Raw genomic sequence first — 20,986 nt, 5'->3', positions numbered from 1 at the left:
CAACGCCTGTCGAGGACACCCCATGGAAAGCATTGACCTGCTGGTGCTGCGAACTGCCCGGGAGTGGCTTGCCGGCGGCGAGCGCTGCCTGCTGGCCACCGTGGTGCGCACCTGGGGCTCGTCGCCGCGACCGGTGGGCTCGATGATGGTGCTCAGGCAGGACGGGCGCGCGGTGGGCAGTGTGTCGGGCGGGTGCATCGAGGACGACCTGATTGACCGGTACAGCAGCCTCCATGGCGGGCCGGGGATACCCGGCGGCGCGCCACAGGTGGTGCGCTACGGCGTGAGTGCGGACGAGGCGCACCGGTTCGGCCTGCCATGTGGCGGCACCCTGGAACTGGTGCTGGAGTTCGCACCCTGCGCGCAGGCGCTGGGCCGTTTGCTGGCGCTGCTTGATGAGGGAGTACTGATGCGCCGCGAGCTTGACCTGGCCTCGGGTGAGGTGACGGTGCAGGCCGACCAGCCCCATGCACCGTTCAGCTTCGATGGGCAGCGGCTGAGCAACCCGCTGGGGCCGGCTTACCGGATGCTGCTGATCGGCGCCGGTGTGCTGGCCGAGTACGTGGCGGTGATGGCGCTGTTCAACGGGTTCAAGGTGTCGGTGTGTGATCCGCGGCCGGAGCACATGGACGTGTGGACGGTCGCCGGGGTAGAGAAGCTGATGGGCATGCCGGACGACGTGGTGCGCGCGTTTGCGGTGGATGCTCGCACCTGCGTGATTGCCCTGAGCCATGACCCCAGGCTGGATGACCTGGCGCTGATCGAAGCGCTGCGCGGGCCGGCGATGTACATCGGGGCGATTGGCTCGCGGCGCAACAGCGAGAGCCGCCGCCAGCGCTTGATCGGGCATTTTGGCCAGACGCCGGAATCGCTGCGGCGCCTGCATGGGCCCATCGGGCTCTACATCGCCAGCAAGACCCCAGGGGAGATTGCGGTGAGCGTGATGGCCGAGGTGCTGGCGGTGAAGAACGGCGTGCCCCTGCCCGGCGCTGTCGGCGCGGGGCCGACCCAGCCCCAGGTGGAGCACCCGCCACCGACTCAGGCATCGTGTTGTGCGCACCCAGGGTGACTGCATCGCCCTGGTGCTGGCTGCAGGCCGTGCCAGGCGCTTTGGCAGCGACAAGCGCCTGGCACGGCTGGCGTCGGGGCAAACGCTGCTGGCAGCCACGCTGGCACGGGCATTGGAGGCGTTCGACGACGTCCGGGTGGTACTCAGGCCCGGGGACGATCCCGCGACCCTGGCAATTGACGGGCGGGTACGGGTTCTGTGGGCCGAGCAGGCCGACCAGGGCATGGGCAGCAGCCTGGCAGCCGGGGTGCGTGCGCTGGAACAGTCACCGGCCCCGGCCGTGGCGGTGTTGCTGGGCGATATGCCGTGGGTGCAGGCGCAGACGCTCAAGCAGTTGAAGGCCCTGTGCAACGCCCGGCAGATCGTGCTGCCGCTACATCACGGGGTGCGTGGGCATCCGGTGATCTTCGGTCGACAGTTCTGGCCGGCCCTGGCATGCCTGCAGGGCGATCAGGGCGGCAAGGACATCGTGCGCGGCGCGCACGACGCCTGCGTCCAGGTGCCGGTGGAAGATGCGGGCGTCATCAGGGATGTGGATCAGCCACGGGACATCCCGGCCGGCTCGAGGTGAGCGACGCCACCCGCACGCAACTGCCGCTGCACGCTGGCGCCGCGCTCAAAGCGCCGCATAGACAAGGGCTGACAGCCGGCCGGGGCGCGGATCGATCATGCTGTGGCCACCCGAGGTCGTGGTGACGAAACCGAAACTCACGCGCCGCTCGGGGTCGGCAAAGCTGATCGGGCCGCCAAGCCCGATATGGCCGAAGGTGTCCGGGCCCATGGCGTGGGTAGCCGCCGGGTCGACCTGCTGCTCCAGCATGCAGCCCAGCCCGTAGCGCATCGGCCGCATCCATACCCGATCCATGCCATGACTGTGCTCTCGGGTGAATTCGTCGAGCAGTTCAGGGCCGATGAAGTGGCCCGCCAGCAGCGCACTGTAGAAACCGGCCAGGCCGTGAGCGGTGGCATGGCCACACACCCCCGGTTGCCGATAGGCCCACCAGCGCGGGTCACTGGTGCGCCTGGGCACCATGCCGGGGTTGGTGAAGGCGAATGTGGCGATATGCGAGGGCTCGCTCTTCACCACCGTGCGCAGCGCTTGCGAGTAGGGGTCGCCAACGCGCCCGGTGGCACTGTCGAAGCGAGCGATACGGTGAAACTGCGTCTCGTCCACGCCAAGGTGCACGTCCAGGCCGTGAGGGTCCAGCATCTGTTCATGGATGAAGGCGCAGGGGTCGCGCCCGTCCACCCGACGAATCAGCTCGCCCAGAATCCAGCCAAAGGTGGTGGTGCCGTAGCCCAGGTCGGTGCCCGGTTCCCACCACAGCGGCTCGTCTTCCAGCACCCGCACCATGTGCTCCCAGTCATACATCATCGGGTTATGGTCGGGGCCCCGCAGCGCCGGCAGGCCAGCGGTGTGGTTCATCACCTGACGCACACTGACCCTGGCCTTGCCGTTGCGGGCGAACTCGGGCCAGTAGCGGGCCACCGGCGCATCCAGTTCCAGCCGGCCCGCCTCGACCAGCATCAGGATGGCCACTGCCACATAGGGTTTTACAACACAGAAGGTGTTGGCCAGCGTGTCGTGCGTCCAGGGCCTGCCGCCCTCCTGGTCCGCCACACCGGCCCACAGGTCGACGACCCGCTCCCCGTCCACCTGCACACAGAGCCCGGCACCCCGCTCCTGCGGATCATCGAACATCGCTTCGAAGGCCTGCCGGACCGCCTCGAAGGGCTGGGCACATATCCCTTGCGCTTTCATGCCTCGTCTTCCTCGTCGTTGAAGTGTTGCCCTGTAACCGAGCGACGTTGCTGCGTAGCAGATCTGCCAGGCGACAATGATTGTCTCGGCGCCTGACAGACCCGAACGCATTACTGTTGGCTCGTGAACCTGACTATCGACTGCGCCCCCTGGGGCGCCCCCTCAAACACACAGGTTGATGGAACATTCATCCACGCGAGCGCGTGTGCGTGTGTGCCAGGGAATAACGATTCGCGCGTTTATAGGTGCCGAAGTCATTGAACCGAACACCGGCCTCGGCCATGACTTGATGCGCATAAGGCGCGGTCATCTGGCGCAGGTAGAACGGGTCCCTGACAACGAAGTGGTGAATACTGTGGGTGCTGCCGAAGTTGAAGCAGAACAATTGAAACGGCCATAGCCACCAGGCGTTCATGACCTGAGTTTGCTGCAGCGCATTGCGCGGTGCCACATCACCGTAATAGTGCATGTTCGAACTGATGAAAAACAGGCAGAACTGCCGGATCAGGTTGGGCGCGACCAGGATCACGACCACACTGTTGACCACGTCCATCACCGCCAGTGTGGTCGCGGAACTGTGCACCTCGTGCCCGCTGACCGCGCCAAGCCAGGCATACAGGTGGTAGCCGAGAAACACATACCAGCAACCCCAGTACAACAGCCCGAAGGGTGTATTGAGCCGGACGATCTTGACCAGCAAGCGGACTTTCTCCCGCCAGCCTGGGGCAAATACCGCATTGAGAAAACCGAAGATGAACCCGTCCACCAGTTTCAACAACCGCAGTACACCCCAGGGGCTGCCACTGGTGGTGATCCAGGCTTCCACATCCGTCTCGGTGCCCGATTCCTTATGGTGATGAAAGTGCAAACTTCGCCTTAACCAGGGGCTGGGCATTCCCGGCCGAGCCAACCAGCATAAAAACATCATGGCATTGTGCGCCAGCGGCTGTTTTCTGAAATAAAGGCGATGAATCAGATCGTGTTCTATTTCATGAATGAACGAGGTCAGCAGCGCGTTTATCAGAATGCAGCCCCAGGCAGGAATGGACCCCTGCAGGTAGAGCCCCCCACTCACCACCATGCCGATCAGGGACACCGCCATGACACCTGCGCCCAGCGCATTCTGATGTTGCAGGATCGGATAGCGCTGGCGCAGGTAATTACCATGTTCGGTAATACGCCGGGTAACATGATCAATCTTTTGCTGATCGGTAGTGGGGCGTTCAAGTTCCATTGCTGCCTCCAAGACTTTCATACCTCATCCTCTGTTTGTGTCGGACAATCCCCCGCCAGGTTAAACCGGCCGCGTCAATTGTTCGGGCTATACAACGGGTAGGTGAATGCATGCGCGCATTATATAAACGCAAATCGACTGTTTGCGTGAAGCTTGTTAAAATCATTTCAAGCTTCAAAATGATAAGGCAAGTAAAAGTCTTTGCAACTGTGTATTTTGGGTGGGTTCAGCGTGACAGTTACGTGTAAGGATATTTAATTTAGTTACAGGTTGTACAAATATAAAACGACGCTGTACAAGTATTGCCAAGGAGGCACCATGAGATTGCATCGCATCAGATATTGCCGGCTCGCCTCACCGAAACCAGACGCCAGCGTACCCAGCCCAGCCAGCCCCGATGCCTTCGACGCGGTGTTTTACGATGCCCCTGCAGACACGGCCACCCACCGCGCAGGCTTTGAAAAGCTGCTGCGTTACCTGCAGTGCGGGGATACCGTGATCGTGGACAGCATGGCCTCGCTTTCGGCCAATACCGAGCAGTTGTGCAACTTCATTCGCCGCTTGATCGAAAAACAGGTCACGCTCAAGTTTGTGGATGAAAACCTGACATTCCGAGATGACGGCCGTGAAGTTGCGGGCCCCATTGTCGCGGCCATGGAGTTGCTTGCAGAGTTCGAGCGCGCGGCACTGCGCGAAAAACAGGCCGCTGGTATTGCAACTGCAAGAAATCGGGGTTCCTACCGAGGTCGAAAGAAGAAACTGTCCGACAATCAGGTTGTAAGTTTAATTGAGCGCGCCCGCGCGGGAGAAAGTAAATCCCGGCTGGCGCGTGATTTCGATATCAGTCGCCAGACGTTATATCGGTATTTGAAATCGACCTAGGGCTCTTCAGAAGAAGAGCCCTAGGTACTAGTTGTTCCAGGCCGGCTGGACTACCCTCACTGCTTGACCAGGTCGCTCGGCTTCCAGCTCTGGTCGAAGAACGCCTGTTTGGGCCCATACAACCGCACGATCACCAGAAAGCCCTTGTCTGGCAGGGTCTTGATCCAGTTCTTGCCCTCGCCCGGCGAGGTGGGGCCGAAGTAGATGTCGGTGGAGCCGTCGCTGTTGGGCGTCGGCTTGTCCATCTGGTTGAGCGACGGGAACGGCTGGCCGTTGTCCAGGCCCGATGCCGTGAGGTTGTCGTAGGCGGTAACCGACCAGAACAAGGCCGCCGGCACATTCGCCGGCAGGTTGAGCTTGTAGGTGTGGGCACCGTCGAGGAACTTGCCCTCGGCATCGCGGGTGGTGGCCGGGTATTTGGCACCGGCGCCGACCAGGTTCATCACCATGCCCGGGCTGTCCGAATAGGCCGAGGTGAAGAACGCCACGCGCTGCTCCAGGTTGGTGAAGGTGCCACTGGCCTGGAACTCGGTGTTCTCCCCGGCAAAGGTGTTCACGAACTGGCGATCCTTGTAGTACAGGCCGCCAGGCTCTTTGGGCAGCAGGTGGCTGGTGACCACCTTGCTCATCTTGAACGCGGTGCGCGCCGCTTCATCGAGCAACTTGCGCCGTTCGGCATCCGGGGCGAAGGGCTTGCCCTTCTCGATGCCCAGGGTGTGCAGGAACCCGCGCATGTCCATGTCGGCCGGGTCCACCGCTTCGGCGTCGATGAAGCGCGACAGCATGTCGAAGTAGCGACCGTCCTCGGGGAACAGCATGTTGATCGGTGCGCCGGTGGCATCGGGAAACTGCATCGCCAGTGCCGAGTCCTTCTTGCCCAGCGGATAGATCCTGGTGCGCTCGACCTCGGCCACCGGCACGCTGAGGTCGTTGGGGTCCTTGAAGAAAGTGCGCCAGAACAGGAACACGTTGTTGGTGCGCGAGCGATAGACGTAACCCTCGGTCGGCTCCGGGCCATTGTAGCCCGGCGGCAACAGCACGTAGGTGCCACCCTTGCCCTTGTCAGGGCCGGCCAGGCCCACGTCGCCGCGCCAGGTCTTGCCGTCGATGGTCGGGCCGACGATGGGGCGCTGGAAGAAGTCGTCGAACATGCCCTGCACCCCAGGCGGGGCTTCGACCACCAGCGGGCCGTACTTGGCCAGGTCCAGGTAGCTCATGGCGTAGACCAGGTCGGAGTTGGGCGTGGTCACCAGTGTCTTGGCGTTGATGCGTTTCTTCCAGGTGGGCAGGATGTTGTAGCCGGCGCCGAAGTGCTTCTCGGAGGCCTCCTTCATCGACCAGATGTTGATCGCCGGCAACGCCCACAGGTACGACTGCACGGCGCGCTGGAACACCAGCTCGTCGATGAGGCTGCGTGCGGTTGCTTCGGTCGGGAAGCCCTTTTCGAAGGGCTGGTTGGCCAGTTCTTCGTACCGGGTGGCGGCATTGGCCACGCTGCTCAGGGAAATGGCTACGGCCAGGGCCGTCACGGTGCTGCTCAAGCGGTTCATGAGGTGTCCTCGTGGCGCGATGGGGTAATCCGTTCAGTTGACCTTGACCACTGCCGGCGGCGTCCACTGGCCGTTCATCGCCGCCGCCTGTGGCCAGTAGGCCCGCACGTAGAGCGAGAAGTCGGCCCCCTTGGGCGCGGGCAGCCAGTTGCTCTCCTTGTCCGCGCCGGGCGAATCGCTTTGTACGTAGAGCGTCAGCGAGCCATCGGGGTTGGTCTTGAGCGACGTGTTCTTGGTACCCAGGGAGTAGCGCCCCAAGGGGTTTTCGGCGAAGAAGTGCTGCTGGTTGTACAGCGTCAACGACCAGAACCCCTTGACCGGCGGCAGCGCGCCCTTGGGGAAGGTCACGCTGTAGCGCTGGCCACCGTTGAGCCGGGTGCCGGAGGCATCCAGGTCCTGGTAGAAGTACTTGGTCTCGATCTGCTTGTTGACGAAGATGTTCGAACGGGCCACCGCGGTGCGCAGGAAATAATCGGTGCCGAACGCCGCGCCGTTGCTGATGGTGCTCCAGTGGTGGGGCAACTGCTGGCCGTAGTTGCGAAATTGCAGCAACGGCTTGACCACCTCGCTGTCAGCCTTCTGCGCCTCGTCGATCATGGCTTTCTTCAGCTCGGGATCGCGCTGGGCTATCTGCGCCAGCACCGTCAGTTGCGCATAGCGCGCCTCTTCGCCGGGCAGCGGCCTGGCATCCTTGAGAATCGCCGGCAGCTCGTCGAAGAAGGTTTCCGGGAACACCCAGCGGGTTTCCTCTTCACCCGCCGCCTCGGCCGGGAATTTCGGCGACTGGCTCCAGTCACGCTGCTTGGGCTTGCCGTCGTACTTGGACAAGGGGTACATGTCGATGCCCGACAGATAGTGCTGGATGGCCTTGCGATCGTCGTCTGTATCGTCCTGGAACACCCGTGGAATCACGAACCCGGTGTTGGTGCTGGCGCGGAACACCTGGGTGATGCCCTGCGGCACCTTGCCGTTCCAGTCCGGGCCCACCAGCAGGTAGAAGCCGGGCTTGGTGCCGTACATCTTGCCCAGCTCGGCAAAGCTGTCGGAGCGCAGGTCCACCATCTGGTACACCCAGAAACGGTCGCCGAAGTCCGGTACCTGGATCACCACGGGTTCGACGTCCAGGGCGATGCTGCCTGCGCCATACACCACATCCTGGTTGGGGCAGGCCACGAGCCGTTCCCCGGGCGAGATGTAGTCGGTGAGCATCGACAGGTGGTTGATCGGCGCCACAGGCACGATGCCGCCCATCAACCCCGCCTCGGGCAGGTCCTTGAACTTCTGCCGGCGGTTGAAGATGTTGGCCATGGGCCAACCCCAGAAGTACGCCTCCCTGGCCATCATCCGCACGTAGGTTTCCGTGACCTTCACATCCGCTTCGGGCCCGGCAACCTGCACTACCGGCTGGGTCTGTGCCTGGGCCGCTGCGCTACCGAGCAGTACCGCGGTAGCGAGCAATCCACTGAAAAACAGTGGTGTCTTGTTCATCGGGTGCTTCCTTGCCTGTATGCCTGGGGGTGGGGTGACAAAAGGTGATGGTTAGAAACCTAGCAGAGGACGCGGCATCGGCCAGAACGCCGCTATTTATTGCGACACACCTTGACACATCATTTGGTAACGATTCTCATATGTATTATATTTATCACTACCACTGGAACCCTTCATGTCGCGCCCTACCCCGCCGCATTGCTCCGGCCTGCCCCGCAATCTGTTGGCCATGGCCATCTGCATGGCCACCCTGACCCCCGCCCTGGCCGATGACAGCTCTGAGACACCGCAGCCAGCCAAGGCTGCGACCCTGGAGCTGGGCGCCACCGAAATCGTCAACACTCAACTGGGCAGCACCACCGAAGGCACCCAGTCATACACCACCGGCGCCATGTCGACGGCGACCAAGCTGCCGCTGACCCTGCGCGAAACGCCCCAGGCCGTTACCGTGATTACCCGCCAGCGCATGGACGACCAGGCCATGACCAGCATCAACGACGTGGTCAAGGCCACCCCGGGGCTGTTCCTCGACTTCTCCAGCGGCCCTGGCCGGCAGACGTATTCGGCGCGCGGTTTCGATATCGACAACCTGATGTACGACGGCATCCCCAGTGGCTACCAGGGCTGGACCGTGGGCGCCCAGCCGAACCTGGCGATGTTCGACCGGGTGGAGGTGGTGCGCGGCGCCACCGGGCTGGTGACCGGTGCGGGCAACCCTTCGGCTGCCATCAACCTGGTGCGCAAGCGCCCGCTGGCCGAACAGAAGGTCACCCTCACCGGTGCGGCCGGCAGCTGGGACGACTACCGCGGCGAGGTCGATGCCTCCAGCCCGCTCAACGACAGCGGCACCCTGCGCGGTCGGGTGGTGACGTCCTACCGCGACAGCAACAGCTTCGTCGATGGCGTGGACGAGACCCACGGCCTGTTCTACGCCATCACCGAGGCGGACCTGAGCGACGACACCACCCTGACCCTCGGCTTCTCCAACCAGAAGGACAAGACCAACTACTTCTGGGGCGCCTCGATGGTCGGCCTGGATGGCCATCACCTGAACCTGCCGCGCTCGTACAACCCGGGTACCCCCTGGGAGAACAAGGACCAGGAGATCAACACCGTCTTTGCCGAGGTACGCCAGCGCCTGGCCAACGACTGGAAGCTGCAGGTCAACGCCAACTATTCCGAACAGAACGCGCTGTTCTCCGGCTCGTACCAGTCGCGCTGGGTCAACAACACGCTGGCACGCACCGTGTACCAGTCGGCCCACGATGAAAACCAGGCCGGCGTGGATGCCTTTGTCAGCGGGCCCTTCGAGGCGCTGGGGCGCACCCATGAACTGGTGGTGGGTGCCAGCAAGCGCATCTACGACATGACCACCCACAACTATGCCCCCTACGACCCCAACTGGCCGATCGATGCCGGCAAGCCGAACTTCACCCACACCGGCAACAGCCGCGAAGTGACCACCCAGGATGGCGTGTACCTGACCACCCGCCTGAGCCTGGCCGACCCGCTCAAGCTGATACTGGGCGGGCGCCTGGACTGGTATGACTACGACAACCGCGATGGCGACGGCGACTACAAGGTCACCCGCAACGTCACCCGCTATGCCGGGCTGATCTACGACCTGGACGAGCATCACTCGGTCTACGTCAGCTACAGCGACATCTTCACCCCGCAGAGCAGCAAGGGCACCTCCGGCACCCCGGTCAAGCCGATCGTGGGCAAGAACTACGAGGTGGGCATCAAGGGCGAGTACTTCGAGGGTGCGCTCAACGCCAGCCTGGCGCTGTTTCGCATCGACCAGGAAAACCGCGCGGTGCAGGTGTTCGTGCCGAACTGCCCGCAGACCGAATGCTACGAGGCCTCGGGCGAGATCCGCAGCCAGGGTATCGACTTCGAGCTGCAGGGTGCGCTGACCGAGAACTGGCAGGTGGGCGGTGGCTACACCTATGCCCGCGTGCACACCCTCAAGGACGCCGCCAACCCGCAGAACGTCAACCAGCGCTTTGACACCGACACGCCCGAGCACCTGTTCAAGCTGACCACCACCTACCGCTTCCAGGGCCCGCTGGAGAAACTGCGCGTGGGTGGCAACGTGTCGTGGCAGAGCCGCCTGTACAACGACGTGGCGCTGGCCAACGGTGGCAGCTATCGCCTGGAACAGGGTGGCTACGCCGTCACCGATCTGATGGCCGGCTACCGGCTGACCCGCAACCTGGACCTGCAGCTGAACGCCAACAACGTGTTCGACCGCAAGTACTACTCGTCCATCTCCAACTCGACCACCTATGGCAGCGACACCTACGGCACACCGCGCAACATGATGCTCACGGCCAAGTACAGTTTCTGATGTGAAGTGGCGCAGGGATGCGCCGTGTTGTTGTCTGTGCGCGGTGCGCCACGCACGTCCTGCCTTTCGATCGACACACCGTTGCGTACACCCCCCGCCCCTGCTCGCGCCCTGCGAAATCCTTCAGCTGCCATCCAGGATGACTCGGCGAACGCCTGGCAAGCACCCTTTCGTGGCGAGTCAGCGCCCCCGCTGCCACGTCGCACTGGCACCTGCCGATATTGCCACCTCCTCGTGATCCGAATAATAATGCAACCAATTCCCATTTGAGATGCAATCATGCCGGTCGAGTCACCTGCCCTACCTGCTGCTGTCGGCGCGCTGTATGCGCAGCACAGCTCATGGCTGCACGGCTGGCTGCGCAAGCGCATGGGCAGCCACTGCGATGCGGCGGACCTGGTGCAGGACACGTTCGTCAAGCTCCTCAAGACCCGCACATCACTGGAAATCCGTGCACCCCGCCAGTACCTGTCGACGGTGGCCAAAGGCCTGATGATCGACCTGTTCCGCCGTCGCTCGCTCGAACAGGCCTACATGGAAACCCTGGCCAGCATTGCGCTTGCCGACATCCCCAGCGCCGAAGCGCAGGCAATCATGTTCGAAACGCTGGTGGAGCTGGACCGCATGCTCGCCGGCCTGGGCGCCAAGGTGCGTGAGGTGTTCATCCTGTCCCAGCTCGAGGGCCTGCCCTACGCGCAGATCGCCACGCGCCTGGATATTTCCCTGCGCTCGGTCAACAACCACATGGCCAAGGCCATGGAACATGTCTGCCTGATGCAGTGGGAAAGCGTCGAATGAATCGCTCCCCCTCCGCCGCCCAACGCGAGGCGGTGCGTGAGGCCGCGCGCTGGTACGCACAACTGTCATCCGGCACCGTCAGTGCCGAGGATCAGGCCTCGTGGCAACGCTGGCACGACAGCGACCCGCTGCACCGCCAGGCCTGGCAACGCATGCAGGCGGTCAGCCACAGCTTTGCCGGGCTGCCGGGGCGTATCGCCGCCTCCACCTTGCTGGGCAGCGGCAACAGCCGCCGCCAGGTGCTGTACGGCCTGGCCATGCTGCTGGGCGGTGGGGTCCTCGGGACGCTGGGCTGGCGCAGCGACACCCGTCGCCAATGGTACGCCGACTACCGCAGTGGCGTCGGCGAACGCCGTGCCGTGCGCCTGGCGGATGGCAGCCAGATGCTGCTGGACACCGACAGCGCCGTGGACGTGGATTTCGATATGCAGCAGCGGCGTGTGCTACTGCACCGCGGCCAGGTGCTGATCACCACCGCCCGCGACGATGCCGCCCGGCCTTTCAGGGTCGATACCCGCCACGGCAGCGTCCTGGCCCTGGGCACCCGCTTCACCGTCAGCGTCGACGACCATAGCAGCGAAGTCGCGGTGCTGGAAAAGGCCGTGGAGGTGTCGGTGCAGCCGATCGAGCGCCTGCGCCTGCATGCCGGTCAGCGGGTGGCGTTCGGCCCGGCCGGGATCGGCAGCCTGCGCAGCAACGACGCCGCTGTGGCGGCGTGGGAGCAAGGCAGCGTGATCGCGGTCGATACCCCGCTGCAGACCCTGCTGGCGCAACTCGCGCGCTATCGCCCCGGCGTACTGAACTGTGACCCGGCGGTGGCGCAGATGAAGATTTCCGGCGCGTTCCCCATCACCGATACCGAACTGGCCCTGACGGCGCTGCAAAGCGCATTCCCGCTGACCGTACAGCGCCGCACGCGCTACTGGGTGACGGTTGTGGCGCGCACCTGAGCCAGCCGGCACCACGAATGAAAATAATTTTCACTTACTTGCACTTTCATCGACGCTCATCCGGCCTTCCCTCCCACAAGTTCAACTGAGTGTTCTGGGGAAGGAAACATGAGCGTCATGCAACGATCACACACCGCACTGGCCCTGGCGGCCCACCTCGCCCTGGGCAGCGTTGCCGCCTGGCCGCTCGCCGGCCTGGCCGCGCATGCGTCCAGCGAGCAAACCCGTGCCTATGACATCGCGCCCGGCACGCTGACCGAAAGCCTGGGCCGCTTTGCCAGCGCCGCCGGGGTGGTGTTGTCGTTCGATGCCGCGAGCACCCAGGGCCGCCGCGCCCCCGCCCTCCAGGGCGACTACAGCGTCGCAGGCGGCTTCGCCACCCTGCTGGTGGGCAGCGGCCTGCAGGTGGCACGCCAGGCCAATGGCGTGTACCTGCTGATCGCGTCCAACCCCGGCAACGGCTCGCTCGAACTGAGCGCGATCAACGTCAGCGGCCAGACGCTGGGCAGCACCACCGAAGGTACCGGCTCCTACACCACGGGCACCGTCACCATCGGCAAGAGTGAGCACAAGCTCAAGGACATCCCGCAAAGCGTCACGGTCATGACCCGCCAGCGCATGGACGACCAGAACATCACCAACCTGCCTGAGCTGTTCGCCAACGCACCGGGCATGACCTTTGCCAAAAGCCCCGGTACCGGTGGCTTCATCACCTCGCGCGGGTTCGAGATCGAATCGCTGCAGTACGACGGCGTGCCCATGACCCGTGGCATCTATGCACTGGGCAGCTACCTCACCGAATCCACGGCCTTCTACGACCGGGTGGAACTGCTGCGTGGCGGCGCGGCCCTGCTGCAAGGCGCCAACAGCCCGGGCGGCGCGGTGAACCTGGTGCGCAAGCGCGGCCAGGCCAAGCCCACCGTGACCCTGACCGCACAGGCCGGAAGCTGGGACCACTACGCTACCCAGGCGGATGTCGGCGGCCCGTTGAATGAGGCGGGCACCGTGCGCGGTCGCGCCGTGGTCGACTACGACACCCGCGACTCGTTCATCGACCACGTTGGCGGATGGGAGCAGAAGGTCTACGGCGCCCTGGACTTCGACCTGTCGGAAAACACCACCCTGGGCGTTGGCATCAGTGATCGCAAGACCCGCTTCACGCCCATGGTCGCCGGCCTGCCACGCTACAGCGACGGACGTGACATCGGCCTGTCCCGCTCGACGTACACCGGCTCCGACTGGAACCGCGGGCTGACCGAACAACTGGCCCTTTACGTCGACCTGGAGCACCGATTCAACGACCACTGGAAGTTCAAGACAGCAGCGGTCGCGATCAACGAACGCAACGAAATGACCTATGCCTACATCGTGACACCCACCGGTGTGGCGAACGATGGCAGCGGCGTCGCCAACTGGCGCTATGCGACAGACTTCAATTCGCACAGCCGCGGCCTGGACCTGTTCGTGGACGGCGACTTCAATGGCCTGGGTTTCGATCAGGAAGTCGTGCTCGGGGGCAACTACTCGCGCTACACCAGCGACAACACCATGGCCGTAGTACGCAGCGTAGGCGCCAACATCTTCGACCTGGACAACCACCTGCCGTACGAAAACTACGACAGCCTGGCGGCGCGCGGCACGCGCACCGACAGCCAGTACAAGATCGTGCAAAAAGGCATTTACGGCACCTGGCGCGTCAAGCTCACCGACCCCCTGACACTGATCCTGGGCGGGCGCACCAGCTGGTACTCCTACGAGTACGACTCGCAGATCTACGATCGCAATGCCTTCAGCTACCCCAGCAACAGTGACAAGGCCAACAATGGCGTGGTCACGCCCTACGCCGGGCTGGTCTATGCGCTGACGCCCGAGTGGTCGGCCTACGCCAGCTATGCGGACGTGTTCATTCCGCAGAGCGCCATCGGGGTGGGCGGCTCCACGATCGAGCCGATTACCGGCAGCAACTATGAAGTCGGCCTCAAGGGCGAGCTCAACGACGGGCGGCTCAACACCTCGCTTGCCCTGTTCCGTTACGACCACCAGAACCGCGCCGTCACAATGCTCAACACCGAGTCCCAGTGCGGGGGCTCGAACTGCTCCGAGGCATCCGGCAAGGTGCGCAGCCAGGGGCTGGAGGCTGAAATCAACGGTGAAGTGCTGCCTGGCCTGCAAGCGTCTGCCAGCTATGTCTACAACACCACCAAGTTTATCGAGGACAACACCTTCGAAGGCAAGATCTTCTCCACCTGGACCCCCAAGCACACGGTGCGCATCTGGTCCGACTACACATTGCCAGGCGACTTCAACCGCTTCAGTGTCGGCGGTGGCTTGAACAGCCAGAGCAGCGCCGTCGCCTACGACCGCAAATTCGAGACGCCAGGGTTCACGATCTGGAATGCACGCATCGGCTACAAGGTCAGCGATGAGATCGGCCTGGCGGTGAACTTCAACAACCTCTTCGACAAGGTCTACTACATTCCGTCCTACACCGCAGTGGCCTCCAACAACTACTACGGCGACCCGCGCAACGTCATGTTCACCGTCAAGTACACACCGCAGTTCTGAGCAGGTTTCGGGCCCCTGGCATGGGTGTTCATGCCAGGGGTCCGTCGTCCTTCTTGCACTCCCCTGACGACGGCTGAGTCATGTCCAAGAAATCGCGCTCCAAGTTATGGTTCCTGATCCACAGCTGGCTGGCATTGCCGATCTGGTGCTTTGCCCTGCTCGTCTGCGTCACCGGTACCCTGGCAGTCGTCAGCCAGGAGCTGGTATGGCTGGCAAAGCCGCAAATGCGTGCCAACCCGCCGACGCAAGACGCCCGCCGGCTCGACTACGACCAGATCCTCGCGGCCATTCATCGCGACCGCCCCGACCTGGACGTGCAGTACATCCTGCGTCCCGACCAGGACTCGTTCGCCCTGCAGGTCCAGGTGGTACAACCGGACCACAGCACCCGCAACCTCTATGTGAACCCGTACACCGGCAAGATCCAGGGGGTGAGCCCGGCGTTCGACGTGCGCGGCTTCACCCGTGCGCTGCACGGCTGGTGGCTGGTGCCCTTCGGTAATGGCTACCCCTGGGGCTGGTACCTGGTGTCATTGCTCGCCTTGCCGATGCTGGCCTCGCTGGTGACCGGGCTGGTGGTCTACAAGCGTTTCTGGAAGGCCTTTTTCAAACCGACCCTGCGCTTGAACCAGGGTGCGCGGATTTTCTGGGGCGACTTCCATCGCCTGAGCGGTGTGTGGTCGATCTGGTTCATCGCGATCATTTCGGTCACGGGCCTCTGGTTTCTGATCCAGGCGGTGCTGGCCGACAACCACATCTCCATTTCCAGCCGGCCTGCCATTGGCCTTGTCGCGAGGGAGACGGTGCCCCTGGCCGCACCTGGCGAGCAACCCGCGCGCATCAGCGTGGAACAGGCCATCGCGAATTTCTCGGCGCAGGTGCCCGGCTTCAAGGCGAGCTTCATCAAGCTGCCGGGCAATGCCTATGACACCCTGCAGGTGCGCGGGCGTGGCGCCTATCCGCTGATGAAGCAGAGCGCGAACCTGAACCCGTACGACGGCAGCGTCATCACCTCCTACACACTGTCGGATCGGCGCGCGCTGGAGTTCGTCACCGAATCCATGCGCCCGCTGCATACCGGTGACTTTGGTGGGCTGTGGCTGAAGCTGGTGTGGTTTGTCTTCGGCCTGCTACTGAGCGTGATGGTGCTCAGCGGCCTGCTGATCTGGAGCAAGCGCACGCTGCAGGCCACTGCAGCTGCGCTCAAGCGAGGCAAGGCGATCGAGGTGAGTGGCTCGCCGCTGCGGCGCTACTTGCTGAAATGGCGGTTTCATCTGAACGTGGTGCTGGTGGTGGTGCCCCTGGTATTTTTGCCCAGGTACTTCGCTGATCAGGCGTTGTTCAAGGGTGAGGCGGGGCTCGGCGAGCGAGAGATCGGTGAGGTTACGGTCGGGCCGTGGAGCCTGCGCCTGGCGGAGTTTCGCGCCCAGCCGCCGCGCAACGAAGGGCCGGCGGGGTATATCAAGAGTTTCAGCGCGGCCTTGTGCGAGGCCTGCATCGGCGAAGTGAAAGCGACCTATCTGCGCGTGGGCAAACCCCGCAGCCTGCGCGCGGCGGGCGGGATCTTCTTTGGTTCGCCGCACAGCATGGGCACCTCGATTCCGATATCCCCGAAGACACCGGTGGATACCCTGCTGTGGGTGACGATGGAGGGCTGGGACGGCTCGGTGCACCAGGGCTCGATTGCGTTGAGCCAAGCGTCGCCCGCTTCGGTGGCGTGGTTGCAGGCGCAGGCGGCAGGGTCTCCGTGAGTGGCGGGGGCTCTACAAAACCTCAGCAGATGAGGCGCGTCTATTGGGTTCTCGGGATTTTGTACAGCCTAGAGGCCTTCGACTGGCTCCTTTTGGCCGAAAGCGGTCGTTTGTGAGTGGCAGCTATCGGCCAAAAGCGGTCATACGACGCGTCTACAAGCGGGGCAATTCAATTGATGAGGTTGATTTTGCCATTAGATAAATTTACAACTCTACCGTGCACTGGCTAGAATCAAGTAAACTTAAAAAAACCATGCCCTGGGCGAGCTCATGAAAAGTATCAACATTGCATATATCCTGTTCGGCTCCGCGCTTTCTTTAAAAGTGATGGCGAGCGGGCTAGACGTCGAGCACACACTAATTGAGCATCGCTGGTACACTTTTGAAGACGTGATAGAAAAGAGAAAAATATACAACAGGGTGGATATTTCGCGAGGGTACATTGAATACCATTTCGAGGGTGATGAATATAAACCCAAGCAGCCAGAAGAGAAATTGACGCCCCGACAAAAATTCTATTCCAACCATGGCAGCGTTGGAACATACGCGGCTGCTGATTATGAGACCGCGCTAGACAAGGAGTGCATAGATGTTGTCTCCGGTTCTTTAGGGTCATTTATAGGCGACTATGAAAACTCCAAAAGGCCTGATAGACAAAAATACAAGCGCACCGTTGTTGGCATAAAATCCTTAATGTACAAAGGCCCTGAGTATAACTTCAAGAGCCCTTCATCCTGGTCGCCTGCAGTGTTGCCCAAGAACAACAAAAGCCTTCTTTGTGAAATTTATGAAGTCAAGAGCAAAGAAAGTGATGTGAAATACATTGTTTATGCTGCTTCAGTGGCAACCGCTATGTTTGACGAAATTCATACGGCCCCATTGCCAGGTAACAAGGTCGAGTAATTAAAGGTCTTCGCACTCATGCTGCGGCGCCCACTGCTGCGGCATTGGCCGATTGCGGCCCTTCGTGAAGCTACTATGGGTTGTTAGCGGTCTTTCACCCAAGACCGCATACGGCCAGAATCTCTAGCTGCCGCAACAGACTGCAACGTATTGGTCAGCCTCAAGCGCAGGCCACTCTGCGCGCCTCAAACCTTTGAAATTCAAAAGCAAGCCAGATCGTCAAAATGAATGCATCAGCACTCAGACGGGAACGCCTCCTCCTCCTTCCCTCTACCAGAAACTTGAATCCCCACCTCAACCCCTTTAACCTTGCCCGGTCGCTGTAAACCCAGCGTCCAGGTTTGGTCACCTGAAATAAATCAAGGCGCAAAAAGCGCCGAATCCGAATCAGGGTCGGCTCCACTAATCAAGGAGCACCACATGGCTAAGTTCGTCCCGAATCCCCCACTCCCCAACACCCCGCGCAAACCCGCCTACACCTCCTTCGGTTGTTGCCACGGCGATCACCCTCCCCTGTTTTCCGTGCGCGAAGACATCAAGCTCGAAGATGCGCTGGTCTACCTGTCGATCATGATCCAGTGTGCAAGGGACACCACCGCACAAGCCTGCGAACGCGCCGATGAGCAGTTCAAAAGCCTGCTGATGGCCTCGCAACATTCGCTGGAATTGAGCAACGCATTGATCGAGTCGGTGCTTGATGGCATGGAGGCGAAAGCGGTCAGTAACTGATGACGCAACACACGGGCCGCACACGCGGCCTATCGAAAGCAAAGAGGTGCGAGCGACCGCGTTCGGCCTTGTCTCAAATAGTGCCAAGGCCGCCCAAGATGGCCCACTCGCCCATCCCACTCAGCTTCAGACGGCAGCCGACTGCCTTAACCTGCGACTCAACCCAGGCGTCTTACCCGTAACACGCTTGAACGCCCGACTGAACGCCGCCTGAGACGTATAGCCCAAACGCTGCGCGACCTCTTCAATCGGCAACCTTTCCAGCGTCAGCCACTGGCTGGCAAGCCGCATTCGCACTTCGGTGACGTAGCGCAGCGGGGTCATGCCAATCGTCAATTGAAAACGCTCCGCAAAGACCGAGCGGGACGTATTGCATTGCTCCGCCAACTGCTCGACGGTCCAGTCGCGGCCCGGCTGTTGATGCAGCGCCAGCAGTGCACCAGCCAGGCGCGGATCGCGCAGGGCGGCAACCAGGCCAGAGGCGTTACCGCAGGCGCACTCGACCCAACCTCGAACGACCATGGCGGCGACCACGTCGGCCAACCGCGCGAGGATGCCGGCGAAGCCGATGCGTGCGGCGCTGACCTCGCGCTCCATGGTGGTGAGAATCGGCACCAGCCCGGGGTAACGCTGGCCGCCGGCATCAATCAGCATCAGGCCCGGCATCAGCTTGCCAAGGCCATGCAGGCTGCCCAATTCGAACTCCATGCAGCCACTGAACAAAAGCGTGGTCGGCATGGCACCGACATCGGTTCCGGTGTCCACCGCGCTGACGGCGTCGCCCAGCGGCTCGCCGTCCAGAAGGTCGATTTGCTGCACGGGCACGTGTGTATCCGAGAGCAATTGATGGGCCGCGCCATGGGAGATGAAGACGGCGTTACCGGCGCACAGCGCATAGGTTGTGCCGTCTTCCATGCGCAGCACCGCGTTGCCGACCGCCAGGAAGTGGAACCAGGCATGCCCGGGTTTGGCAGCGAAGCCCAAGCCGAAGGCCGGGCCCGCCTGGATACGCCGGTAGTCGACACCGCGCAGGCGCATGCCGCGCAACAGCTCGTTGATGAGATCGGAAGAGAAGGCAGAGGGGTCCGTCGGCATGATTCAGGTGTTCTGGTCAAAAAATCGAGTTTTTCGATCATAGATCATCCGGATTCTCGCGCCTAGACTGCGGGTCGCAATTGAAGATTGGGAGATCCGTGCAATGACTGACCTTGTTTGCAATGCCGTACCCGACAGCCGTCCCGGCGCCGGGCCGGATGCAGAACCTGCAACCCCCGCGTGGATGGCCGTGTTCTCGCTGGCCATGGGCGTGTTCGGCTTGCTGACTGCGGAGTACCTTCCGGCCAGCCTGTTGACGCCAATGGCGACCGAGCTGGGGGTATCCGAAGCGCTGGCTGGCCAGGCGGTAACGGTGACAGCCGTGGTGGCGCTGTTCGCCGGCCTGTTGGTGCCAGGCCTGACTCGCAGTATCGATCGCCGCTGGGTGTTGCTGGTTTTTTCCACGTTGATGATCGCGTCCAATCTGTTGGTCGCCGTTTCCTCCAGTTTCGTGGTGCTGTTGTTGATGCGTATCTTGCTGGGCATTGCGCTTGGCGGGTTCTGGAGCATGGCGGCGGCGGTGGCGATGCGTTTGGTGCCGGGGGCGCTGTTGCCGCGAGCGCTCTCGATCATTTTCAGTGGCATCGCCGTCGGGACGGTGGTTGCGGTCCCGCTGGGTAGTTATCTGGGTGGGCTATATGGCTGGCGCAGCGCGTTCTTTGCAGCGGCGGCGGTGGGGGTGGTGACCCTGGCGTTCCAGTCAATCACGCTGCCGAGCCTTGCGCCGCGCCGCCCGGCACGCCTGCGCACAGTGCTTGAAGTATTGCTGCGCCCAGGCATTGCCATGGGGATGTTCGGTTGTGTGCTGGTGCACAGCGGCCACTTCGCGATGTTCACGTATGTTCGGCCATTGCTCGAAGGCACGACCGGCATTGGCCCGCAGGGGCTGTCGCTGATGCTGCTGGGTTTTGGTGTGGCGAACTTTGTCGGCACCCTGGTGGCCGGGTGGATGCTTGCTCGCCACCCGTTGGCCACCCTGGTGTCGATGCCCGCGCTGGTGGGCGTTGCGGCACTGGCGCTGGTCCTGTTGCCGGCGTCGGTGCCAGGGCAGGCCGTACTGCTGGCGGTGTGGGGCCTGGCCTTTGGCGGTGTGCCGGTGGCGTGGTCGAACTGGGTCGCCAACGCGGTCCCTGACCAGGCGGAAAGCGCCGGGGGCATGGTGGTAGCGTCGGTACAGTCGGCCATCGCCACAGGCGCAGCCGCGGGTGGGGCAATGTTCAGCCTCGGTGGCAGCGCAGGCGTATTCGTGGCGGCGGCGGTGCTGATGCTGCTTGCCGCGGTGCTGATTGCACTGCGGGTGCGAGTTCCTTCGGTAGAGGCCGCTGTGCTGAACCGGTCGGCACGCCACTGATGATTCAGCTCTGCGGCGCCGATCCGCGATAGCGCCTTGCGCGCCGCCCTCCCCTTGGTCGATACACGCCAGGCGACACGGCAGCGAAGAATCGGTCAGCGGCCCCGGGGGCTATCTGCGAGCCAGTAATAGTCTGGCCAGTAAGGCCAGACATGGCGGTCGCGATGCACATGCTTGAGCGACAGGGTCTGGCCCGGGTGAAAGTGATCAGCCGGGTACTGACCTGACAACAGCACGGTGCGCGTTGTTGCGATCAGCGACTGGCAATAGTCACGCGTGGCTTTGTCGGCCCCCAGCACCTGACTGTGCGCAATTGAAAAGCCGAAGGCCGTCATCGGATGCCCGTCATTTTTCAGCCGGGTGAAGACAGGGGTCGGCTGCCGATACTCGGCAACGGGAACGATCTTGCCACCCAGTTGGCAGGCGAACTCCTGGGCCAACAGCGGTGGGCAGACAAGCAGCAGCAGGCACAGTTTGAGCTTCATGTTCACGTCACAGTTCAAGTGTCC

Annotated in this window: 16 protein-coding genes and 1 pseudogene; 11 read left to right on the top strand and 6 right to left on the bottom strand. The window is 62.6% G+C overall.

The genetic code is table 11. The features are described 5' to 3' along the window. Nucleotides 1–22: 22 nt before the first annotated feature. Both DN388_RS10170 and DN388_RS10165 read left to right on the top strand, forming a co-directional pair. Nucleotides 23–1,069: an XdhC family protein gene (locus DN388_RS10170; RefSeq protein WP_254999448.1), complete on the top strand. Its 1,047-nt coding sequence runs from the start codon at nucleotides 23–25 to the stop codon at nucleotides 1,067–1,069. Beyond that, entirely contained in the window at nucleotides 1,053–1,640 is a 588-nt protein-coding gene (locus tag DN388_RS10165) for a nucleotidyltransferase family protein (RefSeq protein WP_254999446.1), read from the top strand. Before DN388_RS10170 ends, DN388_RS10165 begins: the two co-directional genes overlap by 17 nt. A gap of 45 nt (nucleotides 1,641–1,685) precedes the next feature. On the opposite strand, the gene DN388_RS10160 is transcribed toward DN388_RS10165, so the two are convergent. Then, on the bottom strand, nucleotides 1,686–2,831 hold the full coding sequence (locus tag DN388_RS10160; RefSeq protein WP_236176877.1) for a serine hydrolase domain-containing protein: 1,146 nt from the start codon (nucleotides 2,829–2,831) through the stop codon (nucleotides 1,686–1,688). A gap of 187 nt (nucleotides 2,832–3,018) precedes the next feature. Next, complete coding sequence (locus tag DN388_RS10155) at nucleotides 3,019–4,086, bottom strand: fatty acid desaturase (RefSeq protein WP_043862977.1); 1,068 nt, start codon at nucleotides 4,084–4,086, stop codon at nucleotides 3,019–3,021. Nucleotides 4,087–4,383: 297 nt separating this feature from the next. Between DN388_RS10155 and DN388_RS10150 the strand changes: the two genes are divergently transcribed. After that, nucleotides 4,384–4,947, top strand: a complete 564-nt coding sequence (locus DN388_RS10150; RefSeq protein WP_043862978.1) for a recombinase family protein — start codon at nucleotides 4,384–4,386, stop codon at nucleotides 4,945–4,947. Nucleotides 4,948–5,003: 56 nt separating this feature from the next. Here the strand turns inward: DN388_RS10150 and DN388_RS10145 are convergent, their stop codons facing one another. Further along, nucleotides 5,004–6,497 carry a DUF1254 domain-containing protein gene (locus tag DN388_RS10145; RefSeq protein WP_043862979.1) on the bottom strand — a complete coding sequence of 498 codons (1,494 nt, stop codon included), beginning with the start codon at nucleotides 6,495–6,497 and terminating at the stop codon, nucleotides 5,004–5,006. Nucleotides 6,498–6,530: 33 nt separating this feature from the next. Then, nucleotides 6,531–7,985: a DUF1254 domain-containing protein gene (locus DN388_RS10140; RefSeq protein ID WP_254999440.1), complete on the bottom strand. Its 1,455-nt coding sequence runs from the start codon at nucleotides 7,983–7,985 to the stop codon at nucleotides 6,531–6,533. A 175-nt stretch (nucleotides 7,986–8,160) separates the two neighbouring features. Here DN388_RS10140 and DN388_RS10135 point away from each other — a divergent pair, with 175 nt between their 5' ends. The 7 genes and pseudogenes from DN388_RS10135 (at nucleotide 8,161) to DN388_RS10105 (ending at nucleotide 18,031) form a co-directional block, all read left to right on the top strand. After that, nucleotides 8,161–10,335, top strand: coding sequence for a TonB-dependent siderophore receptor (locus DN388_RS10135; protein ID WP_254999438.1), 2,175 nt, complete (start codon nucleotides 8,161–8,163; stop codon nucleotides 10,333–10,335). Between the two features lie 279 nt (nucleotides 10,336–10,614). Then, the gene (locus DN388_RS10130; protein WP_054915411.1) at nucleotides 10,615–11,133 is read left to right on the top strand and encodes a sigma-70 family RNA polymerase sigma factor; all 519 of its coding nucleotides are present in this window, start codon (nucleotides 10,615–10,617) and stop codon (nucleotides 11,131–11,133) included. After that, on the top strand, nucleotides 11,130–12,083 hold the full coding sequence (locus DN388_RS10125; RefSeq protein WP_054915412.1) for a FecR domain-containing protein: 954 nt from the start codon (nucleotides 11,130–11,132) through the stop codon (nucleotides 12,081–12,083). Before DN388_RS10130 ends, DN388_RS10125 begins: the two co-directional genes overlap by 4 nt. A gap of 117 nt (nucleotides 12,084–12,200) precedes the next feature. Further along, nucleotides 12,201–14,648: a TonB-dependent receptor gene (locus DN388_RS10120; RefSeq protein WP_254999436.1), complete on the top strand. Its 2,448-nt coding sequence runs from the start codon at nucleotides 12,201–12,203 to the stop codon at nucleotides 14,646–14,648. Nucleotides 14,649–14,728: 80 nt separating this feature from the next. Continuing rightward, nucleotides 14,729–15,859 (top strand): annotated as a pseudogene (locus DN388_RS10115) (PepSY-associated TM helix domain-containing protein); the annotation flags it as partial. Between the two features lie 810 nt (nucleotides 15,860–16,669). Continuing rightward, complete coding sequence (locus tag DN388_RS10110) at nucleotides 16,670–17,302, top strand: hypothetical protein (protein ID WP_054915425.1); 633 nt, start codon at nucleotides 16,670–16,672, stop codon at nucleotides 17,300–17,302. A 420-nt stretch (nucleotides 17,303–17,722) separates the two neighbouring features. Continuing rightward, entirely contained in the window at nucleotides 17,723–18,031 is a 309-nt protein-coding gene (locus tag DN388_RS10105) for a DUF3077 domain-containing protein (protein ID WP_058541125.1), read from the top strand. A gap of 126 nt (nucleotides 18,032–18,157) precedes the next feature. On the opposite strand, the gene DN388_RS10100 is transcribed toward DN388_RS10105, so the two are convergent. After that, nucleotides 18,158–19,126, bottom strand: a complete 969-nt coding sequence (locus tag DN388_RS10100; protein WP_043862992.1) for an AraC family transcriptional regulator — start codon at nucleotides 19,124–19,126, stop codon at nucleotides 18,158–18,160. 103 nt (nucleotides 19,127–19,229) lie between these two features. On the opposite strand from DN388_RS10100, the gene DN388_RS10095 reads away from it, so the two are divergent. Next, nucleotides 19,230–20,477: an MFS transporter gene (locus DN388_RS10095; protein ID WP_254999424.1), complete on the top strand. Its 1,248-nt coding sequence runs from the start codon at nucleotides 19,230–19,232 to the stop codon at nucleotides 20,475–20,477. A 95-nt stretch (nucleotides 20,478–20,572) separates the two neighbouring features. Here DN388_RS10095 and DN388_RS10090 read toward each other — a convergent pair whose 3' ends face one another. Beyond that, nucleotides 20,573–20,962, bottom strand: a complete 390-nt coding sequence (locus tag DN388_RS10090) for a hypothetical protein (protein WP_147303882.1) — start codon at nucleotides 20,960–20,962, stop codon at nucleotides 20,573–20,575. Between the last annotated feature and the right edge of the window lie 24 nt (nucleotides 20,963–20,986).

Source organism: Pseudomonas sp. S12(2018) (assembly GCF_024355235.1).
Lineage (GTDB): Bacteria > Pseudomonadota > Gammaproteobacteria > Pseudomonadales > Pseudomonadaceae > Aquipseudomonas > Aquipseudomonas palmensis.
The sequence above is the reverse complement of the archived record's forward strand: the minus strand, read 5'-3'. Positions and strand labels throughout refer to the sequence as shown.